The following is an 11,843-nucleotide window of genomic DNA, read 5'->3' as shown; positions in this document are numbered from 1 at the left end:
GGCGGCCGGGGCCGGGGCCGGGACGAGCCGTCGCCGGACGGCGACGGACCGCGGGTCAGCGGCGGCGCTCCCTCCTGGACTGGCACTGCACGCACCGCGAAGCCTCGGGGCGCGCCTCCAGCCTGCCCTCCGGCACGGGCCGGCCGCAGTCCACGCACACGCCGTAGCAGCCGTCGTCGATCCGGCTGAGCGCCTCCAGGACCGAACGGCGGTGCCGGGTGGCCACCTCCAGCATGGCCTGGTTGCGGTCCGCGTCGACCAGATCGGACCCGGCGTCCGCCGCCGAGCGGTCACGCGGGCTCGCGGGATCTCCCCGCAGGATTCCGATGGAGCGGTCGAGTTCGCTGAGCATGCTCTCCAGGCGCGCACGCGCGGTCACGTCGTTCACGGACCCGCACCTCCGGGACGTGGGGGCGGCCTTCGGCGGGATTCCCCGGATCTCCCGCCGGGCACGAGGGGATGGACTCCCCGGCGTCACACCGCATCACCGCGAAGGTTCGGCCGGGGGATCCGCTTTCCTCACCGGATGCCCGCTCTGCACGCTTCTTACACCGGCCACCAGCCGTTTTCCGGAACGGCGCCGGCCCTTCCCCTCACTTCTCCGGCAGCGGCTCGATCAGCTCGGGCCCGTTGTTGCGGACCGAGTTCACCGCGGTGGAGACGGGATGGGTCACCAGCCCCGTCGAGCGGCCGGGATCAGGAACCCCCGCGCGTCGGGCGCCCCCGGGTCGAGCCACTCGTCCCACCGGTCGCGCTCGATCAGCATCGGCATGCGGTCGTGCACCTCGCCCGCGGCGTCGACGGCGGAGGTGGTGATGACCGTGCACGTCACGAGCCAGGCGTCCGGGTCGTCGTCGGGCCTGCCCCGGTCCCGCCAGAACTCGTACAGCCCCGCCATCGCCATGATCCCGCCGTCCGCCGGCCGGATGTAGTGGGGCTGCTTCTTCGGCCTGCCCTTGGCGTCGGCCTCCTCCAGCACGGTCCACTCGTAGTAGCCGTCGGCCGGGATCAGGCACCGGCGCTCCTTGAACGCCCGGCGGAACGAGGGTTTCTCCGCCACGGTCTCCACCCGCGCGTTGATCATCCTGGAGCCGATCGACGGGTCCTTCGCCCAGGACGGGACCAGCCCCCAGCGCATGACACGGAGCTGGCGCACCGCCCGGCCGTCCTCGACGTCACCCTTCGGTGCCCGGTTGAGCACGGTGTAGACCGGTTTGGTCGGCGCAACGTTGTAGTCGGGCCGGAGCTCGGAGTCGGCGGCCCCGTCGACCTCGACCTCGAACTCCTCCAGCAGCTGCTGCTTACCCCGCGCAGACGCGAATCTTCCGCACATGTCCCCACTCTGCCACCTCCCGCGCCTCCCGGGCGTCCCTTCCGCCCTCCCACGCGCGGCTCCCCCGCGCGCACGGCTCCGCACCCGACACCCCGCGCCCGACACCCCGCGCCCGGCTCCGCGCCCGACACCCCGCCTCCGCCGCCCCGGCGTTTCCCGCCCGGCGGACCGGGCTCGGTAGGCTCATCACATGTCGTCCGCTCCGCTCTGGCCCGCCCCGACCGCGACCGAACCCGTCCACGCGACCGTCCCGGTGCCGGGATCGAAGTCCGTGACCAACCGCGCGCTGCTGCTCGCCGCGCTGGCCGACGGCCCCGGCACCGTACGGCTGGCGCTGCGCAGCCGCGACTCCGACCTGATGGCCGACGCCCTGCGCGCGCTCGGCACCACGATGACCTCTTCCAACGAGGGCGGCTCCAGCCTCGACTGGGCCGTCGTCCCCGGGCCGGTCACCGCCGGGGGGCGGATCGACGTGGGCCTCGCCGGCACCGTGATGCGCTTCGTGCCGCCGATGGCCGCGCTGGCCGAGGGCGAGGTCTCCTTCGACGGCGACCCGCACGCGCGCAAGCGCCCGATGGGCGTGATCCTGGCCGCGCTGCGCGCCCTGGGCGCGCAGGTCACCGGGGACGCGCTGCCGTTCACCGTACGGGGGCCGCTGACCGGCGGAGAGGTCGTGCTCGACGCGTCCGGCTCCTCGCAGTTCCTCTCCGGACTGCTGCTGGTCGCCGCCCGGTTCCCCAAGGGGGTGACGGTCCGGCACTCCGGCCCGCCGATCCCGTCGCAGCCGCACATCCGGATGACGCTGCAGATGCTCCGCGAGCGCGGCGTGCACGTCGACGACTCCGAGCCCGACGTCTGGCGGGTCGAGCCCGGCCCGATCCGGGCCACCGACTTCACCGTCGAGCCCGACCTGTCCAACGCGGCGCCGTTCCTGTCGGCCGCGATGGTCGCCGGCGGCACGGTCGTCATCCCCGGCTGGCCCGCCGAGACCACGCAGCCCGGCGACCAGCTCCGGGGGCTCCTGGGCGGCATGGGCGCCTCCGTCGCGTTCACCGCCGAGGGGCTGGCGGTCACCGGCACCGGCCGGATCTCCGGCATCGACGCCGACCTGCGCGACGTCGCCGAGCTGACCCCGACGATCGCCGCCCTCGCGGCCCTCGCCGACTCCCCCAGCCGGATCCGGGGCGTCGCGCACATCCGCGGGCACGAGACCGACCGGCTGGCCGCGCTGGTCGCCGAGATCAACGCGCTCGGCGGCGACGCGAACGAGACCGACGACGGACTGGAGATCCGGCCCCGCCCGCTGTCCGGCGGGGTGTTCCACTCCTACGCCGACCACCGCATGGCCACGGCCGGCGCGGTGATCGGCCTGGCCGTACCCGGGGTGCTGGTGGAGGACATCGCCACCACGGGCAAGACCCTGCCGGAGTTCGCCTCCATGTGGGCGCGGATGTTGGGAGGCGACCGCTGAGGAAGCGGCAGTACGACGAGGACGACGTCAGGATCCGGCCGGGCAAGGGCTCCCGGCCCCGGACCCGACTCCGTCCCGCGCACGACGACGCGGTCGAGGGGTTCGTCGTGGCGGTCGACCGGGGCCGCTACACGTGCCTGGTCACCACCGGGCCCTCCGCCGGCGAGAAGAGGCGCCGGGCCAGGGACCGGGCCTCGGGGGCCGGGGACGACGGCCGGCTGGTCGTCGCGATGAAGGCCCGCGAGCTGGGCCGTAAGGGCATCGTGGTCGGCGACCGGGTCTCGCTGGTCGGCGACGTCTCCGGCGCGCCCGACACGCTGGCCCGCGTCGTCCGGGTGGAGCCCCGGGTCTCGATGCTCCGCCGCTCCGCCGACGACACCGAGGACACCGACGGCATCGAGCGGCCCGTGGTCGCCAACGCCGACCAGCTCGTGATCGTCACGGCGCTGGCGGACCCGCCGCCGCGGCCCCGGATGATCGACCGGATGCTCGTGGCGGCCTTCGACGCCGACATCGAGCCCCTGCTCTGCCTCACCAAGTCCGACCTCGCGCCGCCGGAGGAGCTCGTCTCGCTCTACGCGCCGCTCGGCGTGCCGTACGCCGTGGTCAGCAAGGGCGGGGCGCTCGACGAGATCCGGGAACGGCTGCGGGACCGGATCAGCGTGCTCGTCGGGCACTCGGGGGTCGGCAAGTCCACGCTGGTGAACGCCCTGGTGCCGGGGGCCGACCGAGCCGTCTCGCACGTCAACGCGGTGACCGGCCGAGGCCGGCACACCTCCACCTCGGCCGTGGCCCTGGCCCTGCCGGACGGCGGCTGGATCATCGACACCCCGGGCGTGCGGAGCTTCGGGCTGGCCCACGTCTCCGTCGAGACCGTGCTGGCGGGCTTCCCGGACCTCGTCGAGGGCACGGTCGAGTGTCCCAAGGGCTGCAACCACCTGGGCGAGGAGTGCGCCCTGGACGCGTGGACGGCGGCCGGTCGCGCCGACCCCGTCCGGCTCGTCTCGCTCCGCCGCCTCCTCGCCAGCCGGGAGGGCGCCCCCGACGACGACCGCCGGCCGGACTCCCTCTGACGGTCCCGGCCCTGCCGCAGACCGCCCGGCACCGCCGGTTGGGGCCAGGGTCCAAGCGCCGGCGGTCGAGGCGCAGGGTCCAGGCGTCAGCGGTTGGGGCGCAGGGTCCAGGCGACGGTCATCTCCGCGACCGGGGTGCCGTCGGCGGTCCTGATCTCGACGGCGACGTCGAACTCGGGCCGGCGGCCGGCGTCGAGCAGGGCCACGACCTCCTCCCGGTCCGCCTGCAGGCGGGCCTCGGCCAGGACCTCGCCCATCGCGAGCTTCACGTAGCGGATCGCCGCGTTCGCGGCCAGCGGGGTCGCCCGCGACAGCTGGTCACCGAAGGCCGACAGCATCGCGGCGCCCGAGGCGGACTCGGCCAGGGTGAACAGGGCTCCCGCGTGCGGGCCGCCCAGGTGGTTGTGCAGGTCGGGCCGGTCCGGCATGCGGCAGAGCGCCAGGCCCGGCTCCACCTTCTCGAACGCGATGTCCAGCGTCCGCGCGAACGGCACGCTCTGCAGCATGAAGGCACCCACGTCAAAGGTCATGCCCCCGATGCTACTCATGGGTAACAAAAGTTCCAACGGGTGCAGCACGGTAATCCGGGCGCCCGCATGAATCCGGGAGCCCGCACGCCGTACCGCGGAAAGGGCCACCCGCGCGCTGCGGCGCCGAGGCCCGATCCACTCCCGTCCTTCCGGAGCCTTTGGGAGCATTTAGGAGCCTTCAGGAGGCGCGCCGCCCCTCCTGCACGGCGACCCGACGCGATAGCGTTGCCCCCCGTGACGGGTTACAACGACGACCTCCGCCTCGCCCACGTCATGGCCGACGCCGCCGACGACATGACCATGCGCCGGTTCAAGGCCGTGGACCTGCGGGTCGAGACCAAGCCGGACCTGACCCCGGTGAGCGACGCCGACCGCGCGGTCGAGGAGACGATCCGGAACACGCTCAAGCGCGCCCGCCCCCGTGACGCGATCGTCGGCGAGGAGTTCGGCACGACCGGCCACGGCGCGCGCTCATGGATCGTCGACCCCATCGACGGCACCAAGAACTACGTGCGCGGCGTGCCCGTCTGGGCCACGCTCATCGCCCTGATGGACCAGGGCCGCGTCGTCGTCGGGCTGGTCTCCGCCCCGGCGCTCGGCCGCCGCTGGTGGGCCGCCCGCGACGGCGGCGCGTGGACCGGCAGGAGCCTGACCAAGGCCACCCGCTGCCGGGTCTCCTCCGTCACCCGCCTGGAGGACGCCTCCTTCTCCTACTCCAGTCTCGGCGGCTGGGAGGAGGCCGGCAGGCTCGACCGCTTCCTCGACCTGAACCGCTCCGTCTGGCGCAGCCGCGCCTACGGCGACTTCTGGTCCCACATGATGGTCGCCGAGGGTGCGGTGGACCTGTCCGCCGAGCCCGAGCTCTCCCCCTGGGACATCGCGGCGCTGACCGTGATCGTCGAGGAGGCCGGCGGCATCTGGACCGACCTGTCCGGCGTCCCCGGCCTGGACGGCGGGAGCCTGGTCTGCACCAACGGCTCCCTGCACGGCGAGGTCCTCAAGCGCCTCGGCGGCGGCCCGCTCACCCTGCCCGTCTGACCTGCCCGTCTGACCTGCCCGTCTGACCGGACCGCTTGACCCGCCGGCCTGGTCGGATCGCCCGACCCGCCGGTCCGAGCCGCCCCGGCGGCCCTTCCGCCCGATCCACCCGCCTGCCGCGACCCGGCGCCCCTCGGGCGCCGGGTTCCTCTGTCATGTCCCGGGAGCGCGAATCCCCATGTGAGAGCAGTGCGGACCACCCGGAACGGTATTCACACGGCAATGCTCACGTCTTCCGGCCCCGGTCATCGGTCGTTTCATCTCCGTTCACTTTCGCTCGCTTTCATCGGAGCCATCGAGAACGGATCTCACTACGGAGAAGGAACATACCGTGACCAGTGGACAGCGCCGCCTCAGCGCGGTGGCGACGGCCGCGCTCGTCGTTTCCCTCGCGGCGGCCTGCGGCGGCGACGCCAAGCCCACCAGCGAAGGCACCTCCGCCGCCGCCGCCCCGGGCGAGTCCCAGGGGGCCGCGCTGAGCGGTGAGGTCAAGACCGACGGCTCCAGCACCGTGGCGCCCCTCACCCAGGCGGCCTCCGAGCTGTTCGGCGAGGAGCAGCCGCAGGTCAAGGTGCCGGTCGGCAGCTCCGGCACCGGCGGCGGCTTCGAGAAGTTCTGCAACGGCGAGACGGACGTCTCCAACGCCTCCCGCCCGATCAAGGACGAGGAGAAGGCGGCCTGCGAGGCCAAGGGCATCAAGTTCGCCGAGCTCACGGTGGCCACCGACGCCCTGACCGTGGTCGTCTCCAAGGAGAACGACTGGGCCACCTGCCTGACCACCGACCAGCTCAAGAAGATGTGGGAGCCGGCGGCCGAGGGCAAGGTCAAGACCTGGAAGGACGTCGACCCCAAGTTCCCCGCCGAGGAGCTCAAGCTCTACGGCCCGGGCACCGACTCCGGCACGTTCGACTACTTCACCGACGAGATCAACGGTGAGGAGGGCGCGAGCCGCAAGGACTACAGCCCTTCGGAGAACGACAACGACATCGTCACCGGCGTCTCCGGCGCCAAGGGCGGCCTGGGCTACTTCGGGTTCACCTACTTCGAGGAGAACGCCGACAAGCTGAAGGCCCTCGAGATCGACTCCGGCAACGGCTGCGTCGCCCCGAGCGTCGAGGCCGCCCAGGGCGGTACCTACACCCCGCTGGCCCGCCCGCTGTTCGTCTACCCGTCGGCCGCCGCCGTGAAGCGGCCCGAGGTCGCCGCGTTCCTCGACTACTACGTGGCGAACATCGGCACGATCGCCAAGGACGCCAAGTTCATCCCGCTCAACCCCGAGCAGGAGGCCAAGCTCAAGTCCGACCTCGACTCCCTGAAGAGCCAGGGCTGATGTCGGCACAGCACCGTACGGCCGCGCCGAGGACCTCCGGGTCCCTGGCGCGGTCGCGCCCGCGTTACGGCGAGTTCGCCGTCAAGGCCGTCCTGCTGCTGGCGGCCCTGGTCTCGGTGGTGACCACCGTCGGCATCGTGGTGGCCCTGCTGGAGCCGACCATCGAGTTCTTCTCCGAGGTCGGGCTCGGCGACTTCTTCGGTTCGACCACCTGGGGACCGCTGTTCAACCCGCCGGCGTTCGGGGTCTGGCCGATCATCGTGGCCACGATCGAGATCACGCTGATCGCGATCATGGTCGCCGTGCCGCTCGGCCTGGCCGCCGCGATCTACCTGTCGGAGTACGCCACCCGTCGCGTCCGCAAGGTCCTCAAGCCGGTCCTGGAGGTCCTGGCCGGCGTGCCCACCGTGGTCTTCGGCTTCTTCGCCCTCACCTTCGTCACTCCGCTGCTGCAGGACGTGCTCCCGTTCCTGGACCTGGACGGCAAGAACGCACTCAGCGCCGGCCTCCTCGTCGGCGTGATGATCATCCCGATCGTCGCGTCGCTCTCCGAGGACTCGATGGCCGCGGTCCCGAACGGCCTGCGCGAGGGTTCCTACGCCCTCGGCGCCTCCAAGATGATCACCTCGGTGCGGGTCGTCGTCCCCGCCGCCTTCTCCGGCATCGTCGCCGCGATCATCCTGGCGATCTCCCGGGCCGCGGGCGAGACCATGATCGTCGCGATCGCGGGCGGTTTCAAGTCCGTCTTCACCCTCAACCCGGCGGACGAGATGGCCACGATGGCGGCGTTCATCGCACAGGCCGGCTCCGGTGACGCGTCGGTCGGCTCCACCGCCTACAAGACCATCTTCGCGGTGGGCTCGCTGCTGTTCATCATGACCTTCGCCATGAACTACCTCAGTGCCCGCATGGTCCAGAAGTATCGCGAGGTCTACGACTGATGGCCGTCCTCTCCACGCCGCGCTCCGCCGTACAGCTCGCGAGCAAGGGGCGCCCGCTCAGGGAGCACCTGTTCCGCATCGCGCTGCTGGCCAGCCTGGCCATCGCCATCGCCTTCCTGGTGATGCTGATCGTCTACGTGGTCGAGAAGGGCTGGCCCCGGCTCGACTCGACGCTCTGGGAGAACCAGCCCTCGATCCGCCGCCCGGAGACCGCCGGCATCCAGTCCGGCATCTTTGGCACCCTCTGGATCATCGGCCTGACCGCGCTGATGGCGCTGCCCACCGGGATCCTGGCCGCGATCTACCTGGAGGAGTACGCGGACAAGACCAAGTGGTACAACCGGCTGATCGAGCTGAACATCTCCAACCTGGCCGCGGTGCCCTCGATCGTCTACGGCATCCTCGGTCTCGGCATGATCGCCCGCTGGATGGCGTTCGGCTTCACCGTCATGACCGGCGCGATCACCGTCTCGCTGCTGGTGCTGCCCATCGTGATCATCTCCGCGCGCGAGGCCATCCGCGCGGTGCCCCCGTCGATCCGCGAGGGCTCCCTGGCACTCGGGGCGACCCAGTGGCAGACCATCTACCGGCAGGTCCTCCCGGCGTCCATCCCCGGCATCGCGACCGGCTCGATCCTGGCGCTCTCCCGCGCGATCGGTGAGGCCGCCCCGTTCCTGATGCTCGGCGCCGCGACGCTGGTCCGGTTCAACCCGGAGGGCGTCTGGAGCACCTTCACCGTGCTGCCGCTGCAGATCTACAGCTTCATCGCCCGGCCGCAGGAGGAGTTCGCCGTCCTCGCCGCCGCCGCGATCGTGGTCCTCCTCGCGATCCTGCTGCTGATGAACTCCGTCGCCGTCTGGCTCCGTAACCGCTACCAGAAGCGCTGGTGAGAAACGCAATGTCCGACATCCGCAACCCCCTGCCGACTTCCGGGACCGCTGTGCCCCGCGATCCCATGCCGACTTCCGGGACCGCTGAGATCGGAGTCTCCGTGCCGAACCTCTCCGTGCGCGGCCCCGAGGTCCCCCGCACCATCGAAGCCCTCGACCCCGTCTTCACCGTCTCCGGTCTCAGCGTCTTCTACGGCGACTACGAGGCGGTCCGCGGCGTCGACATGACCATCGGCAACCGCGAGATCACGGCCATGATCGGCCCGTCCGGTTGCGGCAAGAGCACCGTCCTGCGCTGCTTCAACCGGATGAACGACCTCATCCCCGGAGCCCGCGCCGCCGGCAGGATCCTCTACCACGACGAGGACCTGTACGGCGACCACGTCGACCCGATCGAGGTCCGCCGCCGGATCGGCATGGTCTTCCAGAAGCCGAACCCCTTCCCCAAGTCGATCTACGACAACATCGCCTACGGCCCGAAGGTCAACGGCGTGAAGGGGAAGATGGACGACATCGTCGAGGAGGCGCTGACCAAGGCCGCCCTCTGGGACGAGGTCAAGGACAAGATCAAGCAGAACGCCCTCTCCCTGTCCGGCGGTCAGCAGCAGCGTCTGTGCATCGCCCGGGCCATCGCGGTCAAGCCGGACGTGATCCTGATGGACGAGCCCTGCTCGGCCCTCGACCCGATCGCGACCACCAAGATCGAAGACCTGATGCAGGAGCTGACGCGCGACTACACGATCGTCATCGTCACGCACAACATGCAGCAGGCGGCCCGCGTCTCCGACCGCACCGCCTTCTTCACCGCCGAGGTGGACGCCGACGGCGTACGGCACGGCCGCCTGGTGGAGTTCGACGAGACCAGCCGCATCTTCACCAACCCGAGCGACAAGCGGACCGAGGACTACATCACCGGCCGCTTCGGCTGAACCGCACATCCCTACTTGGAGGATCCGGGTGATCCAGCCGCAGACGGCACCCGAAGTGGACGGCGACACACGGACAGCGCCCATGCTGCTGGTGGCCGATCCCGAGTCGGCCCTGGCGGAGGAGCTCTCCACGGCCCTCGAACGCGAGGGCGTGGCGGTCCTGGGCGTCTCCGACGGCGCCCAGGCCCTGCTGCAGGCCGGGGCGCTCCGGCCCGACGTCGTGCTCGTCAGCGCCTCGCTGCCCGTCATCGGCGCGGTGGAGTTCATCCGCGCCGTACGGCTGACGCGGGCCGTGCCCGTCCTGCTCGGCGTGGGCGAGGGCCACGCCGAGCAGGCCGTCCAGGCCCTCGCGGCCGGCGCCACCGCCTGTGTGGCCAGGCCGTACCGGGTGCCCGAGCTCCTCCCTCTCGTGCAGGCCGCGATCGAGGGGGACTCGGGGATCCACCGCACGCTCGTGGTCGGCGACGTGGAACTCGACGCCGACGCCTACCAGGTGAAGGTCGGCGGCAGGATCGTCCACCTGCCGCTGCGCGAGTTCGAACTGCTGCACTACCTGATGCGCAACGCGCACCGGACGGTCACCCGCGAGCAGATCATGCGGCACGTGTGGAACTCCGCCGACGCCACCTCGACCAACACCATCGCGGTGCACGTCAAGCGGTTGCGCGCCCGTCTCGGGGACGACGACGACCGGCTCATCCAGACGGTGCGCGGCGTGGGTTACCGCCTGGCCGGACGCCACTGAGCGCGCCTCCGCCCGAATCCCCCGGCGACTCACGCGAACCGGTCGATCGAAACAATCCGGCTCCATGAGCGTGAAGTATTCCAATCGCCTCCGAATAGCGCGGGAAAAACACCCGGAGACTCCCGATACCGGCTCACTTCAAAAGAAGCGCCATCAGCCCTTGACCGAAACCTGGCTCTAATTCGTTGAAGCGGCGCGGCCAGTGCGGGATGTTTATTCGCGACAACGAGCGGTCAGCCGGACACGGCTTACAGCAGGTGTCTCCAGAAGTTCCCCGTTTCGTTTCCATGGAGGAAGCAACATGATCCGTCGTATTCTCGCCGGTACGGCCATCGCCGGGATCGCCGCTTTCGCGGGCCTGGCCACGGCCGGTGTCGCGTCGGCCGGCGACTGGGACGACAAGCAGCGTCCCAACTTCACCTACGTCGACGACAGCAACCACAACGAGGTCCTGAACGACCTCATCGACCTTGCCCTCCTCGGCATCATCGACAACTGAGCTTCTCCCTTAGAGGCGATGACGCACGCTCGGCCCACCGTGCCGGGCGGTGCCGCCCGCGGATGATTCACCTCCGGGTTCTCCTGGCCGGCCGGAACAGCCCGGTGTGAATTCTCTCGGAAGCGGCGCGGAAGCCCCTGACGCGAGAGTCGTATGGCCAGCGACACTCACCCGTCAGGGGCTTTTTGCCGTTCCCGGCGTCTTCTCGCGCGTTTCCCCGCGCCCCGGGCCTTCGGAGCCCCCTTCGTCCTCGCCGCCGGCCCGCCGGCCCTCTCCGCGGCAGTCCCCGCCGCGGAACGCCGACAGCATCCGCTCGGCCGTACCCTCGACCCTGAGCACGCCCGCGCCCATGCTCCCGTTGTCCTCGGTGAGCACCGCCACGGCGTAGTCGTGCCCGCGGCCCCTGATCAGTCCCGCGCTCACGACCACCCAGCGTCCGTTGGACACGCGCCGCAGCCAGCCGTTCTTGAGCGCCACCCGGTCGCCGTCGCACGCCGCCGCGCTGATCCCCCAGCTCTGCTCTGGGATGACCTCCCCCATCAGCCGGAGCACCTGCCCGCGGTCCTCCGCCGCCAGCGGGCTCGCCTCCGTGGCCAGCGCCGCGAGCAGCCGGAGCTGGTCCTCCGCGGTGGTCCGCGTGATCCCCCAGCAGTAGAGGTCGACGCACCGGCCGGGGGGCGCGTAGGTGCGCTCGAGACCGAACCTCCGGTTCGCCTCGGCCAGTCCCGTCTCCAGGCCGATGCGCTCGTACAGCCGGTCCGCCGCGTCGTTGTCGCTGAGGCGGATCATCCGGTCGGCGTCGCGCCGCGCCTCCGCGCCCAGCTCGCGCCAGGGCGTCCGGAGCAGCACCGCCATCAGGATGTCGACCTTGGAGGTGCTGGCGGTCGGCAGCTGCAGGTCGGCGCGGTAGTGGTAGGCCCTGCCGGTGGCCAGGTCCCGCACGGCGGCCGTGACGTCGCCGCGGTGCGCGCCCAGGAAGCGGTCCAGCGCGCGGGTGAGCTCGGCTCCGGGCACCCCGGGCACCCCGACCCCGGGCACCCCGGGCGCCTCAGGCGGTGCGGCCG

At 71.4% G+C, this 11,843-nt stretch carries 13 protein-coding genes; 9 read left to right on the top strand and 4 right to left on the bottom strand.

Features of this window, described 5'->3' with window-relative positions:
- Positions 1-55 precede the first annotated feature (55 nt).
- Together ACWJ6R_RS19060 and ACWJ6R_RS19055 are read right to left on the bottom strand one after the other, a co-directional pair.
- On the bottom strand, positions 56-388 hold the full coding sequence (locus tag ACWJ6R_RS19060) for a TraR/DksA family transcriptional regulator (protein ID WP_449063518.1): 333 nt from the start codon (positions 386-388) through the stop codon (positions 56-58).
- Between the two features lie 282 nt (positions 389-670).
- Positions 671-1,333: an SOS response-associated peptidase gene (locus ACWJ6R_RS19055; protein ID WP_449063517.1), complete on the bottom strand. Its 663-nt coding sequence runs from the start codon at positions 1,331-1,333 to the stop codon at positions 671-673.
- A 190-nt stretch (positions 1,334-1,523) separates the two neighbouring features.
- Between ACWJ6R_RS19055 and aroA the strand changes: the two genes are divergently transcribed.
- Both aroA and rsgA read left to right on the top strand, forming a co-directional pair.
- The gene (gene aroA, locus ACWJ6R_RS19050; protein WP_449063516.1) at positions 1,524-2,804 is read left to right on the top strand and encodes a 3-phosphoshikimate 1-carboxyvinyltransferase; all 1,281 of its coding nucleotides are present in this window, start codon (positions 1,524-1,526) and stop codon (positions 2,802-2,804) included.
- Entirely contained in the window at positions 2,801-3,877 is a 1,077-nt protein-coding gene (gene rsgA / locus ACWJ6R_RS19045; RefSeq protein WP_449063519.1) for a ribosome small subunit-dependent GTPase A, read from the top strand. The genes aroA and rsgA overlap by 4 nt, the downstream gene beginning before the upstream one ends.
- Before the next feature lie 86 nt (positions 3,878-3,963).
- Here the strand turns inward: rsgA and ACWJ6R_RS19040 are convergent, their stop codons facing one another.
- Positions 3,964-4,407, bottom strand: coding sequence for a DUF4442 domain-containing protein (locus tag ACWJ6R_RS19040; protein WP_449063515.1), 444 nt, complete (start codon positions 4,405-4,407; stop codon positions 3,964-3,966).
- A gap of 234 nt (positions 4,408-4,641) precedes the next feature.
- Between ACWJ6R_RS19040 and hisN the strand changes: the two genes are divergently transcribed.
- The 7 genes from hisN to ACWJ6R_RS19005 all read left to right on the top strand — a co-directional run bounded on the left by hisN (position 4,642) and on the right by ACWJ6R_RS19005 (position 10,779).
- Complete coding sequence (hisN, locus tag ACWJ6R_RS19035) at positions 4,642-5,445, top strand: histidinol-phosphatase (protein WP_449063514.1); 804 nt, start codon at positions 4,642-4,644, stop codon at positions 5,443-5,445.
- Between the two features lie 331 nt (positions 5,446-5,776).
- Entirely contained in the window at positions 5,777-6,775 is a 999-nt protein-coding gene (locus ACWJ6R_RS19030; RefSeq protein ID WP_449063513.1) for a PstS family phosphate ABC transporter substrate-binding protein, read from the top strand.
- The gene (pstC, locus tag ACWJ6R_RS19025; RefSeq protein ID WP_449063512.1) at positions 6,775-7,716 is read left to right on the top strand and encodes a phosphate ABC transporter permease subunit PstC; all 942 of its coding nucleotides are present in this window, start codon (positions 6,775-6,777) and stop codon (positions 7,714-7,716) included. Before ACWJ6R_RS19030 ends, pstC begins: the two co-directional genes overlap by 1 nt.
- Positions 7,716-8,606: a phosphate ABC transporter permease PstA gene (pstA, locus tag ACWJ6R_RS19020; protein WP_449063511.1), complete on the top strand. Its 891-nt coding sequence runs from the start codon at positions 7,716-7,718 to the stop codon at positions 8,604-8,606. Before pstC ends, pstA begins: the two co-directional genes overlap by 1 nt.
- A 101-nt stretch (positions 8,607-8,707) precedes the next feature.
- Positions 8,708-9,535 (top strand): phosphate ABC transporter ATP-binding protein PstB, encoded by an 828-nt coding sequence (gene pstB, locus ACWJ6R_RS19015; protein WP_449063510.1) that lies wholly within the window; start codon positions 8,708-8,710, stop codon positions 9,533-9,535.
- A gap of 82 nt (positions 9,536-9,617) precedes the next feature.
- Positions 9,618-10,280 carry a response regulator transcription factor gene (locus ACWJ6R_RS19010; RefSeq protein ID WP_449063509.1) on the top strand — a complete coding sequence of 221 codons (663 nt, stop codon included), beginning with the start codon at positions 9,618-9,620 and terminating at the stop codon, positions 10,278-10,280.
- A gap of 301 nt (positions 10,281-10,581) precedes the next feature.
- On the top strand, positions 10,582-10,779 hold the full coding sequence (locus ACWJ6R_RS19005) for a hypothetical protein (RefSeq protein ID WP_449063508.1): 198 nt from the start codon (positions 10,582-10,584) through the stop codon (positions 10,777-10,779).
- 174 nt (positions 10,780-10,953) lie between these two features.
- Here the strand turns inward: ACWJ6R_RS19005 and ACWJ6R_RS19000 are convergent.
- Positions 10,954-11,843, bottom strand: an 890-nt coding sequence (locus ACWJ6R_RS19000) for a serine hydrolase (RefSeq protein ID WP_449063507.1), incomplete at its 5' end; no start/stop codon positions are given.

This window comes from Planomonospora algeriensis (assembly GCF_977012225.1).
This window is presented reverse-complemented; position numbering and strand designations above follow the sequence as displayed.

Bases quoted from the DNA above. Each gene is read 5' to 3' on its own strand.
- aroA (WP_449063516.1), top strand. From the start codon at position 1,524: ATGTCGTCCGCTCCGCTCTGGCCCGCCCCGACCGCGACCGAACCCGTC.
- ACWJ6R_RS19010 (WP_449063509.1), top strand. From the start codon at position 9,618: ATGCTGCTGGTGGCCGATCCCGAGTCGGCCCTGGCGGAGGAGCTCTCC.
- ACWJ6R_RS19040 (WP_449063515.1), bottom strand. From the start codon at position 4,407: ATGACCTTTGACGTGGGTGCCTTCATGCTGCAGAGCGTGCCGTTCGCG.
- ACWJ6R_RS19055 (WP_449063517.1), bottom strand. From the start codon at position 1,333: ATGTGCGGAAGATTCGCGTCTGCGCGGGGTAAGCAGCAGCTGCTGGAG.
- pstA (WP_449063511.1), top strand. From the start codon at position 7,716: ATGGCCGTCCTCTCCACGCCGCGCTCCGCCGTACAGCTCGCGAGCAAG.
- ACWJ6R_RS19005 (WP_449063508.1), top strand. From the start codon at position 10,582: ATGATCCGTCGTATTCTCGCCGGTACGGCCATCGCCGGGATCGCCGCT.
- pstC (WP_449063512.1), top strand. From the start codon at position 6,775: ATGTCGGCACAGCACCGTACGGCCGCGCCGAGGACCTCCGGGTCCCTG.